22 protein-coding genes and 1 pseudogene are annotated in these 25,165 nt (G+C 50.5%); 8 read left to right on the top strand and 15 right to left on the bottom strand.

Going from position 1 to position 25,165, the window contains the following annotated elements:
* Nucleotides 1-637 precede the first annotated feature (637 nt).
* Entirely contained in the window at nt 638-2,443 is a 1,806-nt protein-coding gene (locus tag QZT94_RS04665) for a DEAD/DEAH box helicase (protein WP_296762211.1), read from the bottom strand.
* A 212-nt stretch (nt 2,444-2,655) separates the two neighbouring features.
* Between QZT94_RS04665 and aspS the strand changes: the two genes are divergently transcribed.
* A complete protein-coding gene (aspS, locus tag QZT94_RS04660; RefSeq protein WP_296762213.1) occupies nt 2,656-4,437 on the top strand; it encodes an aspartate--tRNA ligase in 1,782 nt (593 codons plus the stop codon).
* 121 nt (nt 4,438-4,558) lie between these two features.
* On the opposite strand, the gene QZT94_RS04655 is transcribed toward aspS, so the two are convergent.
* Complete coding sequence (locus QZT94_RS04655) at nt 4,559-4,885, bottom strand: YciI family protein (RefSeq protein WP_072509782.1); 327 nt, start codon at nt 4,883-4,885, stop codon at nt 4,559-4,561.
* 88 nt (nt 4,886-4,973) lie between these two features.
* On the bottom strand, nt 4,974-5,789 hold the full coding sequence (gene proC, locus QZT94_RS04650) for a pyrroline-5-carboxylate reductase (protein WP_296762216.1): 816 nt from the start codon (nt 5,787-5,789) through the stop codon (nt 4,974-4,976).
* A 283-nt stretch (nt 5,790-6,072) separates the two neighbouring features.
* Here proC and ileS point away from each other — a divergent pair, with 283 nt between their 5' ends.
* The 3 genes from ileS (at nt 6,073) to QZT94_RS04635 (ending at nt 12,158) form a co-directional block, all read left to right on the top strand.
* Nucleotides 6,073-9,336, top strand: coding sequence for an isoleucine--tRNA ligase (ileS, locus tag QZT94_RS04645; protein WP_296762218.1), 3,264 nt, complete (start codon nt 6,073-6,075; stop codon nt 9,334-9,336).
* Nucleotides 9,337-9,358: 22 nt separating this feature from the next.
* Nucleotides 9,359-11,065 carry a Mur ligase family protein gene (locus QZT94_RS04640; RefSeq protein WP_296762220.1) on the top strand — a complete coding sequence of 569 codons (1,707 nt, stop codon included), beginning with the start codon at nt 9,359-9,361 and terminating at the stop codon, nt 11,063-11,065.
* Between the two features lie 70 nt (nt 11,066-11,135).
* On the top strand, nt 11,136-12,158 hold the full coding sequence (locus QZT94_RS04635; RefSeq protein WP_072509779.1) for a hypothetical protein: 1,023 nt from the start codon (nt 11,136-11,138) through the stop codon (nt 12,156-12,158).
* Nucleotides 12,159-12,234: 76 nt separating this feature from the next.
* Here the strand turns inward: QZT94_RS04635 and sucB are convergent, their stop codons facing one another.
* Both sucB and lpdA read right to left on the bottom strand, forming a co-directional pair.
* Nucleotides 12,235-13,851: a 2-oxoglutarate dehydrogenase, E2 component, dihydrolipoamide succinyltransferase gene (gene sucB, locus QZT94_RS04630; RefSeq protein WP_296773221.1), complete on the bottom strand. Its 1,617-nt coding sequence runs from the start codon at nt 13,849-13,851 to the stop codon at nt 12,235-12,237.
* Nucleotides 13,852-13,872: 21 nt separating this feature from the next.
* Nucleotides 13,873-15,240: a dihydrolipoyl dehydrogenase gene (gene lpdA / locus QZT94_RS04625; protein WP_296762226.1), complete on the bottom strand. Its 1,368-nt coding sequence runs from the start codon at nt 15,238-15,240 to the stop codon at nt 13,873-13,875.
* A 487-nt stretch (nt 15,241-15,727) separates the two neighbouring features.
* Between lpdA and QZT94_RS04620 the strand changes: the two genes are divergently transcribed.
* A complete protein-coding gene (locus tag QZT94_RS04620; RefSeq protein ID WP_072509775.1) occupies nt 15,728-16,165 on the top strand; it encodes a hypothetical protein in 438 nt (145 codons plus the stop codon).
* Nucleotides 16,166-16,186: 21 nt separating this feature from the next.
* On the opposite strand, the gene QZT94_RS04615 is transcribed toward QZT94_RS04620, so the two are convergent.
* Nucleotides 16,187-16,648 (bottom strand): tRNA (cytidine(34)-2'-O)-methyltransferase, encoded by a 462-nt coding sequence (locus QZT94_RS04615; protein ID WP_072509855.1) that lies wholly within the window; start codon nt 16,646-16,648, stop codon nt 16,187-16,189.
* 315 nt (nt 16,649-16,963) lie between these two features.
* Between QZT94_RS04615 and QZT94_RS04610 the strand changes: the two genes are divergently transcribed.
* The 3 genes from QZT94_RS04610 to QZT94_RS08925 all read left to right on the top strand — a co-directional run bounded on the left by QZT94_RS04610 (nt 16,964) and on the right by QZT94_RS08925 (nt 18,162).
* The gene (locus QZT94_RS04610; protein ID WP_072509774.1) at nt 16,964-17,497 is read left to right on the top strand and encodes a YbhB/YbcL family Raf kinase inhibitor-like protein; all 534 of its coding nucleotides are present in this window, start codon (nt 16,964-16,966) and stop codon (nt 17,495-17,497) included.
* A gap of 315 nt (nt 17,498-17,812) precedes the next feature.
* Complete coding sequence (locus tag QZT94_RS04605; RefSeq protein WP_270627206.1) at nt 17,813-18,076, top strand: hypothetical protein; 264 nt, start codon at nt 17,813-17,815, stop codon at nt 18,074-18,076.
* The gene (locus QZT94_RS08925; protein ID WP_079985867.1) at nt 18,031-18,162 is read left to right on the top strand and encodes an IS3 family transposase; all 132 of its coding nucleotides are present in this window, start codon (nt 18,031-18,033) and stop codon (nt 18,160-18,162) included. Before QZT94_RS04605 ends, QZT94_RS08925 begins: the two co-directional genes overlap by 46 nt.
* 330 nt (nt 18,163-18,492) lie before the next feature.
* On the opposite strand, the gene QZT94_RS04600 is transcribed toward QZT94_RS08925, so the two are convergent.
* From QZT94_RS04600 to QZT94_RS04570, 9 genes and pseudogenes are all read right to left on the bottom strand, one after another.
* Entirely contained in the window at nt 18,493-19,071 is a 579-nt protein-coding gene (locus tag QZT94_RS04600; RefSeq protein WP_296773220.1) for a hypothetical protein, read from the bottom strand.
* A 45-nt stretch (nt 19,072-19,116) separates the two neighbouring features.
* A pseudogene (locus QZT94_RS08920) lies at nt 19,117-19,182 on the bottom strand (zinc ribbon domain-containing protein); the annotation flags it as partial.
* A 46-nt stretch (nt 19,183-19,228) separates the two neighbouring features.
* Complete coding sequence (locus QZT94_RS04595) at nt 19,229-20,806, bottom strand: recombinase family protein (RefSeq protein ID WP_296762234.1); 1,578 nt, start codon at nt 20,804-20,806, stop codon at nt 19,229-19,231.
* Nucleotides 20,778-22,064 carry a recombinase family protein gene (locus QZT94_RS04590; protein WP_296762239.1) on the bottom strand — a complete coding sequence of 429 codons (1,287 nt, stop codon included), beginning with the start codon at nt 22,062-22,064 and terminating at the stop codon, nt 20,778-20,780. Before QZT94_RS04590 ends, QZT94_RS04595 begins: the two co-directional genes overlap by 29 nt.
* 71 nt (nt 22,065-22,135) lie before the next feature.
* On the bottom strand, nt 22,136-22,315 hold the full coding sequence (locus QZT94_RS04585) for an AsnC family transcriptional regulator (protein ID WP_296762278.1): 180 nt from the start codon (nt 22,313-22,315) through the stop codon (nt 22,136-22,138).
* A gap of 5 nt (nt 22,316-22,320) precedes the next feature.
* Nucleotides 22,321-22,683 carry an RNA polymerase subunit sigma-70 gene (locus tag QZT94_RS08915; RefSeq protein WP_363928433.1) on the bottom strand — a complete coding sequence of 121 codons (363 nt, stop codon included), beginning with the start codon at nt 22,681-22,683 and terminating at the stop codon, nt 22,321-22,323.
* A gap of 192 nt (nt 22,684-22,875) precedes the next feature.
* Nucleotides 22,876-23,685 carry an N-acetylmuramoyl-L-alanine amidase gene (locus QZT94_RS04580; protein ID WP_296762242.1) on the bottom strand — a complete coding sequence of 270 codons (810 nt, stop codon included), beginning with the start codon at nt 23,683-23,685 and terminating at the stop codon, nt 22,876-22,878.
* A 186-nt stretch (nt 23,686-23,871) separates the two neighbouring features.
* Complete coding sequence (locus tag QZT94_RS04575; protein WP_363928432.1) at nt 23,872-24,426, bottom strand: phage holin family protein; 555 nt, start codon at nt 24,424-24,426, stop codon at nt 23,872-23,874.
* 274 nt (nt 24,427-24,700) lie between these two features.
* The gene (locus QZT94_RS04570; RefSeq protein WP_296762245.1) at nt 24,701-25,138 is read right to left on the bottom strand and encodes a DUF1617 family protein; all 438 of its coding nucleotides are present in this window, start codon (nt 25,136-25,138) and stop codon (nt 24,701-24,703) included.
* Between the last annotated feature and the right edge of the window lie 27 nt (nt 25,139-25,165).

The raw sequence follows: 25,165 nt of genomic DNA, 5'->3' as shown, positions 1-25,165 counted from the left end.
CGGGAGAGTAAGAAACCACCGCAACCCCACTAAACAGGAGACCAAACCCCCCTAAAGGGTTTGGTCTCCTCACATATACACACCAAAAAACAACCCCCATCCGGGCAATAACCCGAAACAACCAACCCAAACACCCCACACCACCAAATATGTGTCTTTTGCCGGGCGTGTCGGGGTGGTTTAGTGACCTGCCCAGCCTTTGCGGATGCGTAGGGATCCGTCTTGGTATTTAGGGTCGTGGTCGATGGCGTTATCCCATGAAGCATCCCAGGTTATGTTCCTAAGTTTTTGATTTTTTGAGAGAATTGAAGCATCTGAAACGTCCCAGGTTTTGTCCCGCTCCTTATGTGGGTGCTAGTTGTCTAGCATGGGTTCGATTGTAACGAGCTATCAACACCTGAGGGTCGGAATAGTTCCGGTACTCATGCAGGGATGTATTATCCCGCCAGGAAACCCAATAAATATAACGAAACCCAACATTGGTGAAATTTTTCAGGATTCACGCTAAATCAGCTCAGAGAAATGGGTTTCAGCGCGGCTTTACCGTAAAACCGTCTAAACCAATCAAGGTCTCTAAATAATCGCAGCAAGATTAAGCTAGTTATCCTCGCCGCCGTCCTAAAACCTTGAAGATATATTAACCGCGTTTACGCGGTCCTTCGTCCTTGCGAATACGTAAACGACGGCCGGCAATCCGGGCATTACTAATTTTACGTAGCGCCGCCGCAGACAAAGGACGCTCAAACTCGACCAAAGAGAAACTGGGCAAAATATCAATATGCCCCACATCTTTACCCGCCAAACCACTCTCGCCAGTAATCGCTCCCACAATCGAACCCGGTTTCACCCGGTCTCGGCGACCAACCTCAATCCGGTAACGACAACCACTACCAGCCTTAAAATGAGGACGCGATTTCCCCTTACCAGAAACCGGTTTCTTCGAGCCTTTTCTAGCGCAATCGCCCCCTCGTCCTTCCTCAAAACAGGCGGAAACAAAGCGCCCTAGTTCATCAACCTTTTCTTCGTAGCGCACCTTAAAACCAAGATGCTGTTTTTCCGGGCCGGTATCTCCACAAGCCAAAGCCAATAAACCAGCGGCCACATCCCCAATATCAAGCCCGGTAGAGGTCATTAAATCCTGGATAGCGTCAAAATAAACATCCATTTCCCCCTTATTTAGACGCGGGGTGACCTGGGAAATAAGGCGCTCAGCGCGCGAGAGGCGTACTTGGGTAGGGGAGGGAATAAAAACCTCCCTCATTTTTTGCCCAGTCAAATCCTCAATTAAAGCTAGGAGACGCTTTTCCCGCGGAGTAAAGAAAGTAAGGGAAGTGCCCTCCCGCCCGGCGCGCCCCGTACGTCCAATCCGGTGCACATAGGCTTCTGCCTCCCGCGGCACATCATAATTAACCACCAGTCCGATACGATCAACATCTAGACCGCGAGCAGCCACATCGGTAGCCACCAACACATCTAAATCGCCCCGTCGTAAACGCTCAACAATGTTTTCCCGCTCCTTTTGCGGAACGTCCCCACTAATCGCGGCAGCTAGAAAACCAGCCTTCAACAGTTCTGCGCCCACCTGTTCGGCATCTATGCGGGTACGCACAAACACGATAGTGGCATCAGATTCGCTCAGAGCCAAGACCCTGCCTAAAGCCTCAGACTTAAACTTAAAGGGCACCACTGCATAAGTCTGATCAACTGTATCCACAGTAGAGGATTGGGGGGCAATCGCAATCTCTACCGGATCTGTTAAATGACGCTGCGCAATCCGTTTAATCGCGGGCGGCATCGTTGCCGAAAATAGTGCCCTGACCGCCTCACGGTTAGCGCTGGTAGCAATAGTATCAACGTCCTCGGCAAAGCCCATCCGCAGCATTTCATCTGCTTCATCTAAAACAAAAAACCTAAGCGCAGACAAATCGAGCTCGCCACGTTCCATTAAATCCATGACCCGTCCCGGCGTGCCCACCACGATTTGGGCTCCTTCGCGCAACGCCGCAATCTGCGGAGTATAGGAAGCGCCGCCATAGACGGCGACTACCCCCAGGTTCATGCCCTTCGCAAAATCGGTAATCGCATTGGCAGACTGGGCAGCCAATTCCCGGGTAGGAGCCAAAATTAAGGCTTGAACCAGTGGCTTCTTTGCCTTGCAAGTAGCTAAAATAGGCAGACCAAAGGCGGCTGTCTTCCCGGTTCCGGTTTGAGCAATCCCCACCACGTCCCTACCGGAGAGCAGAGGAGGAATAGCTTTTTGTTGAATCGGAGTAGGGTGGGCGAAACCCAAGCTCTCCAAAGTTTTCAAAATAGTTTTTGGCAAATCTAAGCTGGCGAAAAAAGCTTCCTGAGCGATTGACTCATCCTTGCTGGCAATGCCTTCAGTTTCGGTGGATAAAGAATCGGCGGTGTCTTCGGTGGGGTGACCCTTAAAATCAGTCATATATAACCTGTCTATAGTTTTTATCTCGCTCTCAACGTTACCGGAGAGAGTGGGCAAGCAGAAAGCCCTGGTCAGTGAATCGCAACACCTCGACAAATATGCAGGAAATGAAATCTGGAAGAGCCGGTCTAGCGCGGTAGACTTGAGAGCAGTGAAAGTTACCTGCTGGGTTTTCTTAAAAGAACAGTGGGACAGTAAAGAAAGGAACAAATGTGCTCAGAACGCATGATGCGGGAACTCTAAACCGTGAACACGTGGGACAAACTGTTGAACTAGCGGGGTGGTTAGATCGCCGCCGTGACCATGGGGGAGTCTGCTTCATTGATTTGCGGGATGCTTCCGGTCTGGCTCAGGTGGTTATCCATGACGAGGAAGTAGCCCACGAACTGCGTAATGAATACGTTTTGCGGATAGTAGGCAAGGTTCATATTCGCCCCGAGGGAAATGAAAACCCGGATTTACCTACCGGTGAAATCGAAGTTTACGCTGATGAAGTCGAGGTATTAAACCCGGCAGCGGCGTTACCTTTCCAAGTTTCGGTACATGCCGAAGATTCCGGGAAAGTGGGCGAAGATGCCCGTTTGAAATACCGTTACCTAGATTTACGTCGCTGCGATATGCAGCGGCGTATCCGCTTGCGTTCAAAAGTGTCGAAAGTTACTCGGGACGTGCTAGATTCCTTAGGTTTCGTAGAAATCGAAACCCCCACCTTGACTCGCTCTACTCCCGAGGGCGCGCGTGACTTCCTAGTTCCCGCCCGCTTAAACCCGGGCTCTTGGTATGCTTTGCCGCAATCTCCCCAGCTTTTCAAACAGCTGTTGATGGTTGCCGGAATGGAACGTTACTATCAGATTGCCCGCTGCTATCGAGACGAGGACTTTAGAGCTGATCGTCAGCCTGAGTTTACCCAGCTGGACGTGGAAATGAGTTTCGTGCGTCAAGAGGACGTAATCGAAGTGGCGGAGCAAGTATTAAAAGCGGTGTTTGCACTAATCGATGTGCAGATTGAAACCCCGATTCCCCATATGAGCTATGCCGATGCGATGGCCCGTTTTGGTACGGATAAACCGGATTTGCGTTTCGGCCTAGAACTGACTGACTTAACTGAATACTTCCAGGACACTCCCTTCAAAGTCTTTGCCAGCGCCGAATACGTGGGGGCAGTGGTTATGCCCGGTGGGGCTGCACAACCACGGCGTACTTTCGACAAATGGCAAGACTGGGCGCGTTCGCGCGGAGGCAAAGGTCTTGCCTATGTAAAAGTTGAAACCGATGGAACCTTATCGGGACCGGTAGCAAAAAATCTCACCGATGCTGAACGAGACGGGCTGCGGGAAGCTACGGGAGCTAACCCGGGGGACTGTATTTTCTTCGCTGCTGGTAAAACCGATGAAGCGCGCGCCCTACTTGGGGCAGCACGTCTAGAAATCGGAAGTCGCTGCGATTTGTTAGATCCGAATGAGTGGAAGTTCGTGTGGGTGGTTGATGCGCCCCTATTTAAACCCTCCGCAGCTGCTAAAGCTGAAGGGGACGTGGCTTTAGGGGCATCGGCTTGGACAGCGGTGCATCACGCCTTTACTTCCCCTAAACCGGAGTGGCTAGACCATTTCGAGGACGACCCGGGCAGCGCCCTCGCCTATGCTTACGATATTGTGCTTAACGGTAATGAAATCGGTGGCGGGTCTATCCGTATTCACCGCCGGGACGTGCAAGAACGTATCTTTAAGGTGATGGGCTTGTCCAGCGAACAGGCGCAAGAAAAGTTTGGTTTCTTGCTGAACGCTTTCAAATATGGCGCACCTCCCCACGGGGGGATTGCATTCGGATGGGATCGTATCGTGGCTCTAATGACTCACGCAGATTCGATTCGTGACGTAATCGCTTTCCCCAAGTCTGGTGGTGGCTATGACCCGCTAACCGACGCTCCGGCACCAATCACGGATGAACAGCGCAAAGAGGCTGGGGTTGATTACGATCCCGAGGACGATGAATAATCACCTAACCATAAAGTAGGGGCTTAAAATGTTTTGCCCGCTGGGTTTGCTTATTTTGCGCAAACCCAGCGGGCAAAAATATATAGGTAAGAAAACTATTTGGCTTCGGCCCCAAAACGGGTTATTCGTCAGCGAAAGTTCCGATTACTGGCTGCCATTCTCGCACCGTAATACTCTTAACTATGCCAGCTTGAATATAGGGGTCATCATGTAAAACCTCTTTAGCCTCTTCCGGGGTGCGTGCCAACATAATTGTCATTGAACCCTTATCCGGTAAATCAGCAGTTCTACCGGTAGAAAGCACAGTTCCTAAAGCGTTCAAATGACGCATAAATGCGCGGTGCTGCGGGCGGGTTTGGCATTTTAACGAAAGCTTTTCTGAATCGTAGTGGTAATCAACAATATAAACACTCATTGCGAGATTATCCTCATGCTCGGGGGTAGCCATCTTTCCCTCCCGTTATCTGTTGGTAGCTGAGACTGGCTCACGTTTACAGTTCTGCTCCTTATTCTACCTTAGTAAAGTCACGGTGGCACTAGCTGCCCGATAAGTCTTTATCGCGTTTAACAGCGGCAAACACCGCCGAGCGAGCTGCCGGAGAAAAACCCGCATCTTCCATCGCTAACAGTCCCGCCACCGTAGTTCCCCCCGGAGAACAGACCTGATCTATCAAACCTTGAGGATTTAACCCCGGAGATAGATTCTCAAGGACATTCAATGCCGAACCCGCTACTGCCTGCGCAACTATCCGGGTTGCTTCCTCTTTCTTAAGTCCCTCAGCGACCCCTGCCTGAGCGAGAGAATCAATAAACCGGTACACCCAAGCTGGTGAACAGCCCGCGAGAGCCGAAAAAATTGCAAAGTGTTCTTCTGCTACCAGGGCGGTTTTCCCAATAGATTCAAACATGGCGCGTACCTCACTCAAAGCTTGTGCACTCACGTACTGGTTGGCAGCAATCCCAGACATAGACTGTCCAATCTGGGCATTAACATTAGGCATCACCCGCACAAGTGGGGTTTTTTCCGGCAGATGTTCTTCAATCTTGGCTATTGGGGTTCCGGCCGCTATCGAAATCACCACCGGTTTATGGACTAAAGAATCAGCCAAATCAGCTAGTAGTGGAGCAATCCCATAAGGTTTTACCCCCAGTAATAGGTATTCTGCTTCCTGCGCAACCCTATGGGCATTAGGAGCTACCGGCAAGGAAAACTCTGCTTCAAGGGAACGCAATCGCTCGCGGCTGCGGTTAAAAGCTAAAATTTCGCCAGGAGCCAGTTGCCCTGAAGAAAGAAGACCGCGAATAATCGCACCTCCCATGGAACCAACCCCAATAACCCCTAACTTGACCATCCGTCCTCCAAAAAGTGAGATTTATTAACTGCTTAGAGTCTATCGCGGACAAAATTTAATGAGAACGCCAAACCGGATATGCTTTACATAAAGGCATTGAATCGGCAATCACCGAGGAGCCGCTGGAAGAACCCCCACCTATGGGACAGTAGAACCAGACGGGTAAGCCCGTAACAGCAGTTAATGAGGCCCACATTTTTGGGTAAAGCGGGGTGGTACCGCGAGGCTGAAAAGCCTTCGTCCCGGCACTGACAGTAACGACTCTAAACAGGTGAGGTTAAACGTGGGCTACTATCCTCGGCACAAAGATGGCGACGTCCCCGCCAATCCGTCCTTCCCCCAAATGGAACAAGAAACCCTGGGACATTGGGAAAAGACAGACACTTTCCGCAAGTCAGTTAAGCAAAGGCAAGCAGGTGAAGCCGGCTCTAACGAATTCGTATTCTATGACGGCCCACCATTTGCAAACGGATTACCTCACTACGGACATCTCCTAACCGGTTACGTAAAAGACGTGGTAGGGCGCTATCAGACGATGCAAGGGCGACGGGTAGAGCGTCGTTTTGGTTGGGACACCCACGGATTGCCTGCCGAACTGGAAGCAGAACGCATCCTGGGTATTGACGATAAATCCCAGATTGAAGGTCCAGATGGGGTAGGAATCGCACGCTTCAACCAAGAATGCCGCGACTCGGTGCTGCGCTACACCAAAGAATGGGAAGAATACGTAACCCGCCAGGCACGTTGGGTAGATTTCGAAAATGACTATAAAACCCTCGACCCTTCCTATATGGAATCGGTAATTTGGGCATTCAAAACCCTCTATGACAAAGGACTAGCCTACGAGGGATACCGGGTTCTTCCTTACTGCTGGAATGATCAAACCCCCCTGTCAAACCATGAACTGAAAATGGATGACGATGTCTATCAAGACCGTCAAGACAACACCGTTACGGTGGGGTTACGTTTAGAAAGCGGGGAACTCGCATTAATCTGGACAACCACCCCCTGGACTTTGCCCTCCAACCTGGCAATCGCGGTCGGCCCAGATATTGAATACCAAGTAGTACAAGTAGAAGCAGACGTTGAATCTCCTTTGGCGGGACAAAAAGTAGTAATCGCCGCCGCACTAGCCGCAAACTATGCTAAAGAACTAGGGGAAAACCCGAAAGTTCTGCAAACCCTGAAAGGCTCAGAACTGGTAGGACGAGCCTATACCCCAATCTTTGACTATTTCTCCAACTGCGACGCAGATACACCCGGACCTCAAGCCTTCCACATTATTGGGGCAGACTTTGTATCTACCGAGGACGGAACCGGGCTAGTACATATCGCTCCCGCATTCGGCGAGGACGATATGAACGTATGTGTCGAAGCCGGAATTAAAGCGGTAGTCCCGGTAGATGAAGCCGGTCTGCTCACCGAACAGGTACCAGACTATGCCGGAATGCAAGTTTTTGAAGCCAACAAACCCATAATTTTGGATTTGCGGCGCGCCCATGAAGAAGACTCCGGGCCGCTCGCACGTACCCCGAAAGAAAAACGGGCAGTACTGGTGCGCCAACAATCCTATAACCACTCTTACCCTCACTGTTGGCGTTGCCGCAAACCCCTAATCTACCGGGCAGTATCCTCCTGGTTCGTAAAAGTAAGCGCCTTCCGCGAGAGAATGGTGCAGCTAAACCAAGAAATCGACTGGGTACCATCCCACATTAAAGATGGACAGTTCGGTAAATGGCTAGAGGGAGCCCGGGACTGGTCGATTTCGCGTAACCGCTATTGGGGAAGCCCCATCCCGGTTTGGAAATCAGATGACCCCGCCTATCCTAGGGTAGATGTATATGGTTCATTTGAGCAGCTAGAAAAAGATTTCGGGGTAGAAGTTAAAGATCTGCATCGCCCCTTTATAGACACTTTAGTGCGCCCTAACCCGGATGATCCCACCGGTAAATCCATGATGCGGAGAATCCCCGACGTACTGGACTGCTGGTTCGATTCCGGATCCATGCCCTATGCCCAGGTGCATTATCCCTTCGAGAATCAAGACTGGTTTGAAAACCATTACCCCGGCGATTTTATCGTCGAATATATCGGGCAAACCCGCGGCTGGTTCTATGTGCTACACGTTTTAGCCACCGCCCTGTTTGATCGTCCCGCTTTCCGTTCCTGCGTATCCCACGGGATTGTGCTGGGAGATGACGGTCGTAAAATGAGTAAATCCCTACGCAACTATCCCGATGTTAATGGGGTATTTGAACAATATGGTTCAGATGCGATGCGCTGGTTCTTAATGGCTTCCCCCGTGGTGCGCGGGGGGAATCTGGTCGTAAAAGAGGACGCGATTCGCGATACCGTGCGCCACGTGATTTTGCCCCTGTGGAATATCTACTATTTCTTCGCCCTATATGCCGGAACCTGCAATAAAGGGGCAGGATATTTAGCTAAACCAATCGAGCTGAGCGATAAAGAACAACTGAGCAAACTAAATGTGATGGATCGCTACCTGCTGGCACGCACCGGACGGCTAGCTAACCAGGTACGCGCCCTATTAGATTCCTATGATTTAGCCGGGGCGTGCGAAGCCATCAGCGAGCATCTAGATATGATGACCAACTGGTATGTTCGTACCTCACGGGAACGGTTCTGGAATGAAGAGGACGCAGCTTACGACACCCTCTACACCAGCCTAGAAATGCTAATGCGAGTGATGGCTCCCTTAGCTCCACTGGTCAGTGAAGAAATCTGGCGGGGATTAACCGGGGGAGAGTCCGTGCACCTAGGTGACTGGCCCCAGATTCCTGAGACCGTTGATGCCCCCGAGCTAGTATCCGCAATGGACATGGTACGCAGCGCAGTGTCGGCTGCTCATTCTCTCCGAAAAACTCACGGACTGCGGGTACGGCAACCCCTGAAATCATTAACAATCGTTGATGATTCCGCAGCCAAGCTAGCAGATTTCACTGACCTCATAGCTGGGGAAGTAAACGTCAAACAGGTAGAGTTACTAGCATCTAGCGAATCTGGTTTGCAGCTGCAACGGCAACTGAAACTCAACCCGAAAGCATTCACCCCCCAAATCCGCAAAGCCACCTCTGAACTGTTCAAAGCGGGAAAGACCGGGCAATGGCAAGAAGTAGCTGACACGGTAGTTTTCCCCGAAGTGCTGGTAGACGGGCAAGCAGTTACCCTCAGCGGCGAACAATTCTCCCTGTCCACTTCGGTCGAGGTCGAGGAGGGACAAGTAGCTACTGTACTGAGCAGCGGGGCAGTGGTGGTTCTTGACACCGAGATTACCGCCGAATTGGAAACCGAAGGTTATGCTCGCGACTTAGTGCGTGCAATCCAAGATGAGCGCAAAACTCAAGATTTGCACGTTTCTGACCGGATTGAGCTAACTTTGTATCTGCCCGAAGCACACCTTTTAGCCACCAAGAACTATGCCGATATGATTAGCCACGAAGTGCTCGCCACGCAGCTTCAAATCGAGCAATCCCCAGGAAAAGAGGTAAAAATCGAGATTACGGCGGTACATCCGATAGAAAACTAACGGAAATAATCGGGAGAAATCTTTGAACACTCAAGGTCACCTAGAGCCAGAACTCAATCCGTATGCACAAATCGCTAAAGAGGCGAAAGGCGCTCACGGGCAAATTGACCCGGAACTGCTGCCCTACCTACAGGAAGCAGACCGCAAAGAACAGATTGAGTTACCGGTCAGTGACATCTCGACTGCTGAGCCAGACTTAACTCGTCTACGCGAAGTTCTAGCGGCAGGTGGGATAGAGATTCCCGATGCTATCGAATCGGTTATTGATGAGGACGAGGACTCCGGGACACAAACCGCGCCGAATGATACCTTCGCTGTAGATAGCGAGGAATCGGGCAGAGTGGCTAGTGCGCCCTCGTCCTCATCAAAATCGGATGAAACTTTGAGAACAGATTTTCAAGTAGCCGAAATCTATAGTCAAATCCTCACTCGGCGTCCCGAACATAACATTTCGCCGACCAAGGCTCGCATTGAGCGTGCCCTCGATTATCTCGCTAATCCCCAGCTTTCCTATTCCAGCTTGCATATTGCCGGTACTAACGGGAAAACCTCTACCGCGCGGATAGCGGATAGTCTGCTGCGAGCCAGTGGACTGCGGGTAGGGCGATTTACCTCCCCCCACCTGGTAAGTGTGCGCGAACGTATCTCTATAGATGGTGAACCTATCAGTGCGCAGGCATTTTTAGAAGCCAATAGGGACGTAGAAGCAATTATTGCTCTTGCCGATAAAGAGGGGGAGAAGCTAGGTCAAGGTCGCCTATCGTTCTTCGAGTACCTGACCGCGCTCGCATTTCAGGCTTTCGCGGCGGCTCCCATTGAGGTAGGAGTAATCGAAGTCGGTATGGGGGGCAGATGGGATTCTACGAATGTTTTGGAATCGCCAGTACAGGTAATCTGTCCTATTTCCTTTGACCATGAACAATGGTTAGGACATACCCTAGCCGAAATCGCCAGGGAAAAAGCTGGGATTATTCGCCCTGGCGCAACCGTTATTTGCGGTTACCAAGACCCGCAGGCGCTAGCAGTTATTAGGGAAGTTTGCAGACAAAAAGATGCGAACCTACGCCTACTGGGGCAAGACATCAAGATTAGCGAGCAAAAAATGGCAGTTGGGGGACAGATGTTTACTGTGTCCACCCCGGCAGCTACCTACCAGGATTTATATCTACCGCTCTTTGGACATCATCAAGCCGAGAACGCGGCGTTAGCAATCGCGGCAGTGGAGGCTCTGGGAGCTGGTAAACCCCTATCTGAACAGGTGCTAGAAACCGGTTTACATACCGCGAGTTCTCCAGGACGTTTAGAGGTACTCGCCGCTTCTCCCACCATTATTGTGGATGCCGCCCATAATCCGGCAGGGGCAGCGGCGTTGCGATCTGGGATTGAGGACGCGTTTGGATTCCAAAAAGTTGTAGGCGTTTTTTCTGCTATGGCTGATAAAAACGTGGAGGGAATTCTGGCAGAAATGGAGCCGCTGCTCGATGCGATTGTAACCACTCCGATGGAGGGGGAGCGGGCAATGGAAGGGGCAGAACTGGGCAAAATTGCTAGCGAAGTGTTTGGAGTGGAACAAACTTTCGCTGCCCCGAATCTTCTGGATGCTATTGACCAGGCAGTAGCTTTAACTGAAGAGGGCGACCTGCCTGCTGACACGGTAGGAGTCGTGGTTTTCGGATCGGTAGTGTTAGCGGGGCAAACCCGTCAGTTGCTGGCAGGTCGATTGCAATAGTGACCCACAACTTAGAGTCACAAAACCGGATAAGTAAGCAAGCAACAAATAAATATGACAAGATAATTACGTGAAATTAACGGTTGCGATAGATGCCTATGTGCTTGCTGACGCTAACCTTGTAGGTTGGTCGTGGGTGATTGACCAAGACAATTGGGCGTGCGGATATGTTGAAGATTCCGTATCTATGGCACAGGCACAATTTCGGGCGCTCTTTTCATATGTGCGTAGAACCCGCGGAGACCAAGAGCCACTACTGGTTTTAACCTCCCTAGAATATGTGGCATCCGTGCTCCAGACCTGGCGGCATCAGTGGCGTAATAATGGCTGGGCGAAACTTGACGGAATGCCGCTGGCAGATTTGTCCCTGATTCGCGGTATCGATGCAAATTTAGACTCGCGGGAAGTGGAAGCTAAACGCATTAATGTTGATGAACACGACTTGCTGAGACAAGCGCATGTTTATGCTCGGGAAACTGTTTATAGCTATCGCGATCAAGGCGTGGGAAAACCGGTCGGAGGTATTGGCGAAAAGGTTACCCGCAAAGACAGGGGAAAGAAAATAGAGCACTTGACCCCCAAACTAGGTTCAAGTGTGGGAATCAATGATTCGCTTCCAGATAATGTGACCGAATTTCCTCGAAAATACCAGTCGGAACAGCGGATAAATGATTTTGTGAACTCCCAAAGTCCCGGTCCATCTGGCGTGGGAGGTTTAGGCTCAGCTGCCAGGGGAGCTGCCTCTAATCTGCGACCTATTACCCAGGTAGTTAGAGACGAGGATTTACGTTTCCAAAAGTATTGCTCCAGTGCTGACCGGGTGCATATTTGGGAAATGATGCACCCTGATTTCATATCCATAGGAGAGTTGGGGGAGCCTATTTCTAGGACTGAGGCAGCTGCTTTACTAGCTGAAGACCCTCCCTCTCCCTCCGAAATTGAGGTAAGGGAACTCGGTCCGCACACTGCTCAGGTTATCTATTTTGATTCTGTATTAGTCCAGTCCTGGATTTGGACACGCCATCAGAACAGTCAAGCTCGACTGATTTTCCAGCAGGTAACTAAGCGTCCCGCCGACGTGTTTGGAATGTAACAAGTTGTGTGGCTTAAACTTTTGTTGAAGCCACACAACGATTACAAGGTATTTAACTAATTAGGTTAGTTAGAGATTACATCCCGACTTCCGCGGCAAAATCTCCCTCTTCCAGGCGATTCTTGACCGTGGATAGATAACGAGCCGCATCTGCACCATCAATCAAGCGATGGTCATAGGACAGAGCAAGATAACACAAAGAACGTACCGCAATAGTGTCATTACCTTCGGAATCTTTTACAACCCTGGGGCGACGCACAATCGTTCCCAGCCCCAAGATAGCTTCCTCCGGATAATTGACTACTGGGGTGTCAAAGAGTGCTCCGCGTGAACCAGTATTAGTTATTGAGAAAGTACCTCCACTCATTTCGTCAATACTGATATTGCCGGAACGTACCTTGTCAGCCAATTCATTAATCTTGCGGGCAATAGCCGCAATCGTTAAATCACCACAGTTCTTGATTACCGGAACCATCAGACCTTTCTCGGAATCAACGGCAATCCCCACGTTCTCGTGGTCAAAATAGGTAACTTCCTGAGTTTCATCATTTACCCGTGAGTTAATCTTCGGATGTGCCTTTAATGCCTCTACAGCTGCTTTAACAAAGAACGGCAAGAAGGTTAGCTTAGTACCCTCCCGGCGTTCAAATGCGTCTTTCGCATGGGCACGCAGATTCGCAATTCGGGTCACATCCACCTCGACCACTGTGGTCAGCTGCGCAGTAGAAGCCAAGGAATTCATCATATGCTTAGCGATAGTTTGCCGCATACGTGAGAGCTTCTCGGTCTTACCGCGTTCAGTGGACACCGGAATTGGGGTCGCAGAGCTGGCAGTAGATTCTGGCTGCGAAGACATCGGTTCTTTTGTCGCAGCTTCCAGCACATCTTCGCGCCGAATCCGTCCGCCCACGCCACTGCCTTGGATAGTGGAAATATCTACGCCCTTTTCTCGTGCCAACTTGCGCACAATCGGAGTGACATATCCCGAACTTACCTGCTGAGCGGTCGCAGATTTCTCTTCTGCTGCCCCGGAAGTGGATACCGGTGGTTTCGGCGCAGCGGGCACGCTAGGCGTGGTCGGCGCGGCAGGAGGAAGCGAAGAAGCCGCAGATACCGGCAGTGCAGACTGACTGGATATAGGAGATACGCTCGGTGTGGATGGGGGGATGTTTTGTCCTTCGGCGGTCATTGTTCCGGGGTATCCGGTGTGGGCTTGGGGGTATGCCCATTGGACTACGTGGTGGTCGCCCTCGCGCTTGATTGAGGAAGGAATCCCGGCACCCGGCAAATCCGCAAGATTAGCAGGCAAACTAGGAGCAGGGGGAGCCGCCGGAGCAGCAGGCGCTTTAGGGGCTGGCGGAACCGAGGAAGTACCCGGAAGTGAAGGAGCACTGGGGGTTTCTCCGGGCAACGAACTAGCAGAAGTATCCACTGGAGAAGACTCCGGCATAGCGGAGCCATCCCCGATACGACACAGAACCGTACCCACGTCTACCGTCTCGTCCTCTTCAACCAAAATCTCGGATAAGACTCCGGAAATAGGGGAGGGAACCTCGGAATCAACTTTATCGGTCGAAACCTCAAGTAAAGGTTCATCAACCGCGACCTGGTCGCCAACTTTCTTTAGCCAGCGAGAAACCGTTCCCTCGGTGACCGATTCGCCCAGAGCGGGCATCTCAATGTCTTGTGCCATTATTATCAACCTTTCCGGACTTTAGGAATGTAAGGGTTTACCGGCAAGAGCCATTGCAGCCTCGCCAATTGCTTCGTTTTGAGTGGGATGAGTATGAATCAACGATGCCAAATCTTCCGGGAAAGCCTCCCAATTGACCATCAGCTGACCTTCGCCAACTAACTCGCCAACCCGTTTGCCAAGAGCGTGGAAACCAACGATTGGACCGTCCTTTTGAGCCACCATTTTAATAATCCCGCCAGTTCCCAAAATCTGGGATTTGCCGTTACCAGCCAAATTATATTCGGTAACCTGCACGCCCTCTTGCCCGAATTTTTCTTCTGCTTGCGCCTGAGTTAAACCAACCGAAGCAATCTCTGGTTCGCAGAAGGTAACCCGTGGAATGTTTTGTTCAACCAGTGGGTGCGGGCTAAGACCGCCCAAATGCTCAGCTAAGAAAACACCTTGTGCAAAACCGCGATGCGCCAGTTGCAAACCAGGAACAATGTCGCCTACCGCATACACGCCGGGAACATTAGTCATTAAATGCTCATCAACCGGGATAAAACCGCGATCGAGGTTAATCCCGACCTGTTCAAAACCCATATCGCGCGTGCGCGGAGCGCGACCCACCGCCACCAGCAACAAGTCCGCATCAAAAGTATCTCCTGCCTGGGTTCTAACTTGTACCGCGTCCTGGTCTTGGGTAACTGAATCAAATAAAGTGCCAGTCTTAAAAACAATGCCCCGACTGCGGAAAGCGCGCTCTAGACCTTTAGATACTGCGGCGTCCTCGTTATTAGCCAAGTGCGGAAGCGCCTCAATTACGGTAACTTCCGTCCCCAAAGATGCCCACAGACTAGCAAATTCGATTCCGATAACCCCGCCACCGAGAACTATCGCTTTGTGAGGAATCCAATCAAGTTGCAGTGCCTGATCTGAAGTAATTACCCTTCCTTCAATTGCCAGTCCCGGCAGTGACTTTGAATAGGAGCCAGTAGCCAATACCAGGTTCTTGCCCTGGTAGGTGTCAGTGCCAACCTGGACGGTATTTGCGCTGACCAGGCGTCCCCAACCTGGGATATAGTCAATCTTGCGTGACTTTACCAGTCCTTGAAGTCCTTTATGTAGACGGGAAATAGTCTTGTCGCGGAAGGCCGCGACTTTAGACATATCTACACCGCTAAAAGTAGCATTGATGCCCAGGTGAGAGGCTTCTTTGATGGCATCCACAGTTTCTGCCACGTGCAACATTGCTTTAGTGGGGATGCAGCCTCGATGTAGGCAGGTGCCACCTACTTTATCCCCCTCGATTAGGGCGACTTTCATTCCCAGTTGGGAGGCGCGCAAAGCGGTAGCGTACCCACCACTGCCTGCGCCCAAGACTACGAGGTCATAGGTGCTCGTCATTGTGATGTTCTCCTTGATAAAACTCGCGTCTCGTCCAGATATACAGGCAGGTAGCCCCAAAAAAGGATGGGCGACCGCACCTATAGTATTCTAGACACCTGCACACATTCTTTCATTTTTACTCGCTAAACGCACGGCGATTAAGGCTCTTTCTGAAGATTATGACAATAGGAAGTCGCCGAGTTTTCGCTTTTTACCTGTGCGGCTGCACCTGGAAGCCGCTTTGGCGGCTGGTTTTGGGCAAAAGGGTTTTGCCTGGGTCTGAGGGATTTACGGGAGAGAATTCTATGCTGAGGGCGCGGTGGAAGTGGAAATGCTAGCTGAGTTTTTTGGAGTGGGAGGGGGCTCATTAGGGAGAGTGCTAGGGGGCGGGAGTTGGCAGGAGTTGGGAAGCGGACCGAAAATGCTGCTTTCAGCTTCGATGGGTAGACTTTGGGTATTAAGCCAACAATCATAAAATAGCTATCTAAACACCAGGGAGGAGATAGTGCCAGCATCTACGTCCGCGCAGTCGTCCCCTAAAGATCCGCGTACCGTATCGTGGGGAGTGGGGCGGATTTTCATGGCGTGCCTAGTGGTTTTCTCTGTGGTTGCGCTGTTTTACGAGTTCTCAACGCTACCGGCAGCTAATACTCCCGGATATGGATTCTCGATGCTTTCGATTGCTAATGTTGCGCACTGGATTACGCTCTCGGTTGCGGTTATCCATAACGGACGACGAATGCGGCTTTTAGCCTGGACGCTCAGCGGGATTGAGATTATCTTGTTGGTTTTGTTTGCGTGGGTTTTTTCTGTGCCTCACTTAGAATGCGCTCAGTTACTGTGCAACTGGGGACAAACCTATTTCTATATGCCCGCGATATTAAGTGTTTTAACTATTGTCTGGCTGGTGGTTTCTTCGCCGCTACGTCCAGCAAATAAATAATTCTCGGTGTAGGTAGCTTTTCTAAACCAATCCCGGATAAGAGTTTTGCCGCAGAGCCTCGTATAGACCGATACTAGCTGAAATTGTTAAGTTCAAAGAGCGCAAATGCGGAACCATCGGGATTCGCACCAGGTTAGCTATGCGAGGATGCTTCATAACCTCTTCCGGGAGACCGGTAGGTTCAGGACCAAATAACAGTCCGTCCTCGCCCCCATAAGAAACCTCTTGAAACTGAAGAGAAGAATGCCCGGTAAAGGCGTGAATCTGTCCCGGTATTTCCGCGAGGGCGTCCTCTAAATTAGGGTGCACTTTCACGTGCGCGAGGTCGTGGTAGTCCAGTCCCGCGCGCTTGAGTTTAGTGTCATCCATGTCGAAACAAAGTGGTTCTATCAGGTGTAATAGAGTGCCGGTGCAGGCAGAAAGCCGAATAGCGGCGCCGGTATTTCCCGGAATCCGCGGCTCGAAATAGATCAAATGCAACACGCCCTCAATCCTATTGTTTTTCTTGAGGAGGGTAAACAAAGGGAAGAACTCAGAAAACACTTTCCTGATTCACTTCCCGATATTTTGGGAATGAAAAGTTGCTACGGGTAAATCGGGGACACGGTTTTGAAGATGACCAGGGGGTCTATTAGATGAGGTGGCGGTATGGGGGGCGATTACTGCGTCCTCTGGAGAGTTCTTACTGATAGTAGCCGGTTTGAGCCATTTTTTTCGGTACTTTATCCGTTTTGTCAGCTATTAGTGTCTAATTTCAGTAGTCTTAAGAGAGTTGCAACTTCGACGTTTGGAGAAAAGATGGATTTAAACTCTCGACCGATAGCCCCAGATCCCTACGAGGCGTTGCCGGAGCTTCCTACTTTTACTTTGACTTCTGCTGATATGACAGCGGGCGGACAGATGCCGACCGCGCAGATAGCAGCGGGGGAGAACCTGTCTCCGCAACTTTCTTGGAGCGGTTTCCCTAAAGAAACCAAGTCTTTCCTGCTTACTTGTTTTGACCCTGATGCCCCTACTCCTTCGGGGTTTTGGCACTGGCTGATTACGGACATTCCGGCGGAGATGACTTCCCTGCCTACTGGCGCGGGCAGTAGTGACTTAGAGCTTGACGGACCAGCTTTCCATTTACGTAACGATGGAGGTGGCTGGTCCTATATGGGGGCAGCGCCGCCGAAGGGCGATCGTCCGCACCGTTATATTTTTGCTGTTCACGCCCTGGATACGGAAACTTTGGAACTGGATGAGGACGCGTCTGCCGCGGCCGCTAACTTCCAGGCGCTATTCCACTGCCTGGCACGCGCCACTTTAGAGGTTACCTATCAGAACAAATAGGGCGCGGCGGAGTAGAAAAGTCAGCAAACGTTGGATTGACGTGTTGATACAACGGGTTGATAGAAGATAACACTGTGTGCGGTTTCGCGCTCGTTGCGTGAGTACCTGTCAGTGACTAGGTAAGACACGAGATTAGAGCCGCTTTTCATCTGCCTTTCAATGAGTGTAATCCGGGTGTGCTGAGGCAAGGGATTATTTCAGTAGAACCGAGTTCATCACAGCGGAATCGAAACTGTATCTTTCAGCTGTTATCGACTGTTTTGACGGCAAGATAGTCGGGTGGGCTAGCGGGGGCATCCCAGTAATGAAATAGTAATGGCTTCAATGAATATGGCTCTTCAAGAACCCTTTGATCACAAATCGTTGATAATTCATTCTGATAGAGGATTTCACTATCGTGGCGGAGATTATGCAGCGTTTTTACGATGTCACGACATCAACCAATCAATGTCTAAAAAAGGATGCTCACCCGATAATGCTGCATGTGAAGGCTTCTTCGGGCGAATGAAAAATGAAATGTACTACGGATACAAATGGAAAGCACCAACGAGCTTGAAACAGCCATTAAACGCTACATAAATTTCTACAACAACCACCGCATCAAACTCACCCTCGGTGGATTAACCATAAAACAATACAGGCACCACTACCAGCCGGTAGTCTAAAACTGTCCAAAAAACAATCCGCACCCCCATTTGGGTGTTAAACCTATATGTGCAGGTAAAGGGTTTGAAAATAGAAAAATCCCTGGCCAACATGATATTAGCCAGGGCGTATCGTGCTAGCAACACTTCGTGTTCCGCACTATTTCGTCGTCCTCACTAATGAAAAAGCCCGAAGGCTTTTTCACCGTTCGGACTTCTCATAGTTACTTTCACTCTCATTTTGATACAGGGTGGGTTCTGGGTGCAAAGAAAGTAGCTTGGGTGCAAATACAGAAATCTGGGTGCATGACTAGAAAGCTGAAAGAACTACATAACAACTATTGTGAATAGCTACCCAATCGCTATATCAAGGGGAAAACAATGCTCTCGATTTCTTCTACACTCGAGAGCCGGAACCCGTTTCGTAACTTCTCTCTTCTTTCGCCCATCCGCATAGAACCAGTCAATCCATTCGTCGGGGGCATTAAAATATCTCATTTTGCCGCCGCAAATGGGACAGACCGCTGAGATCTTCTCGATTGACAGCTTATTGTGCGCACCGCTAATTGCGAGGTTAAAGATAAGCGGATGACGTGTCCCCAATTTGGTTATTTGTCTGAGCCTCCAAGTTAAAACCCCGAGAATCGCGAGCACAGCAAAACCGATGACCCAGGGTGCAGAAGTTTTTGGGTCAAGGACGCTGGGAGATATTTTCCCACTAATCAGTTCAAGAACATCTTTAAAAATGGGCATGAAAGAACCTAAAGATCCAAGTCCCATAAAGAAACTGATCCAGGTTAAGGCTGCCTGTGTGACGTTGCTACGCCACACAGGCGTGGCCTTAACTTCTGGATAAAGAGAGTCAGTATGCTCTTGCAGGTTGTAGTTATTGATATCCCTACCAGCCTGTTGAATATTCCCTCGTATCATGTTTTTAGTGATACCAAATGAATGTGAATTATCTGCGGAAAGCTTTGTCCCGCAGTTGGAACAGAACGCAGATGCTTCTGCTACTTCCGACCGGCATTGAGGACATATCATAAGCTGATTTTACGTGAAGCCTGACGTTCTTCCCAGACCTTAGGAATTAGAGCCCGTCTTTGAAGCAAAACATGCGCTGAGTTTCATTGATTACCGTCACGTAGTCAACTAGGGTGTTCCAGGCTTGATCGCTGTATTCTAGTGGTGGCTGGGTTGCTAGGTAGTCGTGGATTTCTTTGGCTTGTGCTTGGCGGGTGATGAGGTCTGCGATCTTGTTTGTGATTGTCTGGTGTTCTTTTTCTTGCTGTTGGTAGCGCTGTTCGAGTTGGTGGTAACGCTGGTCATATTCGTCTGGGTCGTGTACTGCGGTGGCGTTTTCGGTGATGAGCTGGTTTATTAACGCCACGGTTTCTTCCATCTTCTTAGCGATTTTAGCTTGCCGAGTTTCGAGTTCTGTTGTGTTGTAAACCGTGTCATCAAGTAGTCGTATCACATGATCGAGAGTGGCGTTATCTTTGACTCGTTCGGTTAGGGCTTGGGTGAAGGCTTCTTTGATTTCTTGCTCGGTGACGTGTGGGGTTGTGCAGTGGTAGCCGGGCTTGTATTTGTTGTTGCAGCGCCAGATGTAGCGGCGGTATTTGCTGTTTGAATGCCAGACTTTACGTCCGAACCAGCCCCCACAATCTGCGCATTTAATCCGAGTAGCGAACGGATGCGCGGAGGTGGTTCCTTTACCTGATCTGCGGGCTAGTTCTGATTGCACTATCTCCCAGGTTTCAGGTTCGATGATCGGCTCGTGGTTTCCGGTCACGTAGTACTGTGGTACTTCGCCCTCGTTGGTTTTCTTGGTTTTGGTCAGGAAGTCGGTGGTGAAACTTTTTTGTAGTAGCGCATCACCTTTGTATTTTTCGTTGGACAAGATTGAGCGGATGGTGCTAGCTGACCAGATGTTTTTACCGCGTGGCGTGAGAATCTGGTCGGTGGTGAGTTCTTTAGCGATGGTTTGTGGTGTTGCTCCTTCAAGGAATCGAGCATAGATACGGCGCACGGCTGGCGCTTGGGTTTGGTCGATGGCGAGGTTTCCGTCGTCACCCTTTTTGTAACCGAGTAAGGATTTGTAGGGCACCATGACTTTTCCGTCGGCGAAGCGCTTGCGGTGTCCCCATGTCACGTTCTCAGAAATGGAGCGTGATTCTTCCTGTGCCAGGCTGGACATGATCGTGATGAGCAGTTCGCCTTTAGAGTCCAAGGTCCAGATGTTTTCTTTCTCGAAATACACCTCAACTCCTGCGTCTTTTAACTGGCGCACGTGAGTCAAGGTATCGACGGTGTTCCGAGCGAAACGGGACACGGACTTGGTGAGAATCAGGTCGATTTTGCCGGCGAGTGCGTCGGCGATCATGGTTTTGAATCCTTGACGATGTCGGGTGTTGGTGCCCGTGATGCCTTCGTCAGCGTACATGCCAGCGAATTCCCAGTCGGTTCTGGATTGAATGTGGCGGGTGTAGTAGTCGATTTGAGCTTCGTATGAGGAGGCTTGTTCTTCTTGCTCGGTGGACACCCGCGCGTAGGCTGCAACCCGACGTTTTATTGTGCGGCTAAAACTGTCAGCAGTGTGTCTGAGTGTTTTGGTTGCCGGGATCGCGCTAACTCGTTTACGCCTGGTTTTTGCGGTGGCAGTCACTGGGTTTCCTCCAATCTGCTAGATCAACTATTACTGGTTCGTTTTGCTTTTTTAGCGTGAAGGTGAGGTAGCGACTGGGGGAAACGGTGATTTTGTCGAGTTTGGTCAATATTTGTGTATCGTCCCAATCCTTAAGTTCAAGCAGATCCAGGCAGATGGTTTTCAGTATTGTTTCTGAAAGTTGTGGTGCCCGACAGGGGTTACCTTTTCCTTTGGTTGCTGTTTCACACCACCAAATTTTCCTGGATCGGCTGCCACGTTTTTTCGTGCGGCGATGGTATTTTTTGCCACACACGCTGCAAACTATGTGGGAAGTGAAGGCGTTAGTGCTTATCCCCGGGCTTGCTGCCCGTCCGTGTTTGCGGCGTTTGGCGAGCTCTATTTGGACTGCGTTAAAGGTTCGGTGGTCGATAATTGGTTCGTGAGAGTTTTCCACGATAAATCGTGGTAGTTCGCCTTGATTTGGTTTGGTGCAGTGATTAGCGATCTGGGGGCGGTAGGTTTTTTGCAGTGATGCATTACCGATGTAAACCTCGTTTTCTAGTATTGTGCGTAGTCTTTTGCCTTGGAATTTATTTGTATAGCGGGGTTTGATTCCCTCACTGTTTAGTCTGGCTGCGGTTTTTTCTGGGCTTATTCCTGCTAGGAAATCATTGAAAATCCGTCTGACGACTGCAGCTTCGTGGTCAATGATGTGTAGTTCGCCTTCTCTGTAGCGGTAGCCGTAGGGTTGGCGTGAATGTAGTTGACCGTCGGCGTATTTTTTACGGATTCCCCATTTGACGTTTTGCGATATTGACCGGGATTCTTCTTGGGCAAATGATCCTAGCAGGGTCAGTAGGAGTTCTCCGTCAGCTGTGGTGGTGTCTATGTTTTCTCGTTCGAACTTTACAGCAACACCGAGTGATTTCAGTTCACGTATAGCTTGGAGTAGGTCAACAGTGTTACGGGCGAACCGTGAGATTGATTTCGTGAGGATCACGTCGATTTGTCCCGAGCGAGCGGCGTCCATCAGATCGTTGAAGCCTTCACGTTTCTTGGTGGTGGTGCCAGTGATTCCTTCATCGATGAATACCCCCTCATATTCCCAACCTGGAGTGGATTGAATAAGACGCGAGTAATGAGATACCTGCGCAGCTATGGAGGAAAGCTGACGGTCGTGCTCGGTAGAGACACGGGCATAGGCGCCGACGCGAAGCAGCCTGGGTTTGGCTGGCTTGACCGTAATTTTCTTCAGCTGTGGCGTCGTTTTAACCATGCTATCTACTCTTGTGTTCCCTTATTGTTATTGCTTGTCACGTACTGTTTCTGGTTGTATCCATACACGCTCTAATCTTTGTGTTTATCAAGTCGAACCTTTAATAACAACGAACCCACTACCGTCTTAGATTTACCTTCTATGACACCAAGAACGCTGCGTGCTTCTGTAGGTGTTAGCGTGCCTTTATCGGTGAGGTGGTCGATAAAGGCCACTGTCCTTATGAGTGCGATCTCCGCATCAATATCCATGGCGGTCACCCACGCCCACCTTGGGTTCCAAAGCGGTGCCTAATGTAGCAAGGATGGCAGCAGTATTTACGTTTAGCGTTTCCATAGGCGGTGAATTGTTTCGCACAGTGAGCACAGGTAAAGGTGTAGAACGCTTTGCGATTGATCTGGTCTGGGTGGGTTTTCCACCATGCCCGCCGACAGGACTCACAGCAAAACCGAGATTGGCGTATTGTTAGTTCACTTCCACAAATCAGGCAGCCCACCACGTCAGCTACCCTCACCACAGTTTTGTTGGTGCTAGATGGTGTGATGTTGTTGCGTCGGCACCAGCTTTTGACGGTATTGACGTTAAGTCCAAGCTCACTAGCGATCTTTGCCAGTGGCATTCCAACTTTTCGTAGAGAACGCACTTGAGCTTTTGCTGTGTCATTGAAAACTCTCACGATATTTCTACCTCCTGAAACAAGGCCAGAAAGGATCAGAAAGTTAACCTGCACCCCTACAAACAAAGAAGGCCCCGCCACCATCTGCCGAACAGAAGATGGTGGCGGGGCCTGAAAAGAAAAATAGTTAATGGATCAGCAGCCAAGCTTTTGGTTTACTCGGGCTTGTACCTGGTTGTAAAGATTTCCCAGGCGTGCTCGGCGGGTAGCGCCGTTGCCGTATTCTCCTCGAATCACGGCGTCTGCCAAGGCATCAATATTGGGTGCGGCTGGCGTAGATCTTGCTCCTAGTTTTTCGTTAACTCTGCGTTGCACAACCTCGTAGAGGCTACCTAGGCGTGTGCGTCGCTGGTCTCCGTTGCCGTATTCGCCGCGGATAACTGCGTTGGCTAGTGCTTCAATATCTGGTTTACCGGCAGATGATGCCTGGGGTTTGTTGCCGCTCATTTGGTCGTACCAGTAGCCGGCTCTGGCCATGTAAGCGGCGTGTTGGGATCCGGCTATGGAGGCGGGGCATTCGGTTGCGGAAAAGTCGCGGTGTCCGAACACGTTTTTGCCCCAGACCGGTCGGCCGAGCTTGTAGTAGTGACACAGGGCGGCGACCAGGTGTGCCCCGTTTTCTAGGCAGTCATCGGAAATACGGTAGGGGTGCGTGGATGCGTCTGCGTGTTCGATTCCAATCGAGGTGGTGTTGGCTACCCAATTTCCCGCGTGCCAGGCAGTGTCCCGGTCCCAGACGAGTTGGCCGATGCGGCCACTGGTTTCTACTTGGTAGTGCGCGGAGGCGGGTCGGGTTTGCCATACGTTCCAGCATCCTTGTATGGAAAGGTTTCCATCGTTGTGGTGCAGGATTATTTTGTTGATGGATCGGCCTTGTCTGCCTGTGGTGAAGTGTTTGTTCATTAACAGGTTCAGGTCAGCTTCTAGAGTGTTCCAGTTCTTCATTTTGGGTTCTCCGTTTCTTTTTTTGGTTGGTTTAGCCGGTGGCCAAGATAAAAAGTGCGATCAGGTAGATAAGCGGGGTTAGTATCCATGAAAGGAATAAGGCGAAAAGGAGCCAGATCCCGGCGGTAAGTAGCGTTAAGACTGTTAGGAGTGCCAAGAATTTAAGAATTGTTTTCATGCAGGGTTTCATGGCTTTTCTATTTCGTCGGGGAGGGCGTGTTGGGGCAGATATTTGCCTGGATTTATCTGGTTTTCGTGAGGGGTTGGCGGGGAGTATTTATCTGGACTGCTCGCCTTAGCGGGTGGTGTTGAGCTGGTTTTGAAGGCGGGCTGGTTTTGACCGGTTTGCTTGATTGTGTCTAATGCTTGTTGTAGTCCGCCCGGGATCGGCAGACCCAGTAGCCCTGCGTTTTCGAGGACGGAGATGCCCTCGTTGGATAGGTAGAAGAAGATGGTGGCGGTGCGTAGCACTCCGGGGGTGCCAAGAATATGCACGTCCAATAAGTGGGCTAGGCCGATGAGGGCGAAGATTAGGATTTTGCGGGCGATACCGCGAAACCCTACCGAGCTGGATAGTTTGTGGGCGTTGATTGCGGCTAGTATTCCGGTGACGTAGTCGATGATGGTGAAGGCTACGATGGCGTAGAGCAGGGAATCGGTTCCACCGAGAAAGGCTCCTAGCCAAGCACCTATAGCGGTGATGGCGCCTTGGAATAGCGTCCAAATGGTTTTGATAGACAAAATTCTTGCTGTCCTTTCAAAATAGTTAACGGGTTAGCACAAGCCTGGGGGATTGCGGATATAGGAAATGCCTGCACAAGGCAGGCATTGAAACTTCAAACAAGGCGGTGCTATTCGGTTTGTATATATGGGCGCTTTAGGGCTTGCAGCGTGAGGCGGGTGATATCCATAGTGTTTTTTCTGGGTGCCACCAATACGGGATTGTCTGTGTTTTTTGTTTTTCCTGGCGGGGCTGGTTTTGGGTCAGAAGGGATCGGGATTATCGCTTGCTCAATCATGAGGTTTCTCCTTTGCTTATGGCTTGTTCTACTGCTTCGCTTAACGCACAGAATGCTTCTGCTTGTTGCCCGGCGAGCTCGCCGTCGTAGGTTTCTATTAGGCTTTTTACTTCTTTAAGATGGTTTTGGTAGGTCGGCCCAGATACTTCGGCCAGGGAATCGAATAGTTGTTCACGGGCGGTGAAGAATTCTTGGGCTTTTTCTGGGCATGCCAGGGTGAATGTTCCTTTAGGGTCGATGCGGGGTTTGCCGTTTTCGTTTAGGGAGGCGTATTGGGTTACCAGTTCGTATTCGTCATCGCTAAAACGCTTGGTGGCCTGTCTTACTAGTTCTAGCAGTTTGGTTCTAGCTCTAGAAGGGTCAGGTTTAAGACTCATAGCGGCTAATAGTTCTGTTAGTCCGGTTAGGTGCTTGTTAGCTATCCAAATTTTCATGACGTATTCCTTTCTTGAATACAGCCT

The organism is Varibaculum sp., assembly GCF_008661855.1.
Classification (GTDB): Bacteria; Actinomycetota; Actinomycetes; order Actinomycetales; family Actinomycetaceae; genus Varibaculum; species Varibaculum timonense_A.
This window is presented reverse-complemented; position numbering and strand designations above follow the sequence as displayed.

What these genes read in the sequence shown, in the direction of transcription:
- proC (WP_296762216.1), bottom strand. Translation starts at nt 5,789, where the DNA reads ATGGTCAAGTTAGGGGTTATTGGGGTTGGTTCCATGGGAGGTGCGATT.
- QZT94_RS04610 (WP_072509774.1), top strand. Translation starts at nt 16,964, where the DNA reads ATGGATTTAAACTCTCGACCGATAGCCCCAGATCCCTACGAGGCGTTG.
- QZT94_RS04590 (WP_296762239.1), bottom strand. Translation starts at nt 22,064, where the DNA reads ATGGTTAAAACGACGCCACAGCTGAAGAAAATTACGGTCAAGCCAGCC.
- QZT94_RS04600 (WP_296773220.1), bottom strand. Translation starts at nt 19,071, where the DNA reads ATGATACGAGGGAATATTCAACAGGCTGGTAGGGATATCAATAACTAC.
- QZT94_RS08925 (WP_079985867.1), top strand. Translation starts at nt 18,031, where the DNA reads ATGGAAAGCACCAACGAGCTTGAAACAGCCATTAAACGCTACATAAAT.
- QZT94_RS04605 (WP_270627206.1), top strand. Translation starts at nt 17,813, where the DNA reads ATGGCTTCAATGAATATGGCTCTTCAAGAACCCTTTGATCACAAATCG.
- QZT94_RS04655 (WP_072509782.1), bottom strand. Translation starts at nt 4,885, where the DNA reads ATGGCTACCCCCGAGCATGAGGATAATCTCGCAATGAGTGTTTATATT.
- QZT94_RS04585 (WP_296762278.1), bottom strand. Translation starts at nt 22,315, where the DNA reads ATGGATATTGATGCGGAGATCGCACTCATAAGGACAGTGGCCTTTATC.
- lpdA (WP_296762226.1), bottom strand. Translation starts at nt 15,240, where the DNA reads ATGACGAGCACCTATGACCTCGTAGTCTTGGGCGCAGGCAGTGGTGGG.
- QZT94_RS04580 (WP_296762242.1), bottom strand. Translation starts at nt 23,685, where the DNA reads ATGAAGAACTGGAACACTCTAGAAGCTGACCTGAACCTGTTAATGAAC.
- QZT94_RS08915 (WP_363928433.1), bottom strand. Translation starts at nt 22,683, where the DNA reads ATGCCACTGGCAAAGATCGCTAGTGAGCTTGGACTTAACGTCAATACC.
- QZT94_RS04665 (WP_296762211.1), bottom strand. Translation starts at nt 2,443, where the DNA reads ATGACTGATTTTAAGGGTCACCCCACCGAAGACACCGCCGATTCTTTA.
- sucB (WP_296773221.1), bottom strand. Translation starts at nt 13,851, where the DNA reads ATGGCACAAGACATTGAGATGCCCGCTCTGGGCGAATCGGTCACCGAG.
- QZT94_RS04570 (WP_296762245.1), bottom strand. Translation starts at nt 25,138, where the DNA reads ATGAAAATTTGGATAGCTAACAAGCACCTAACCGGACTAACAGAACTA.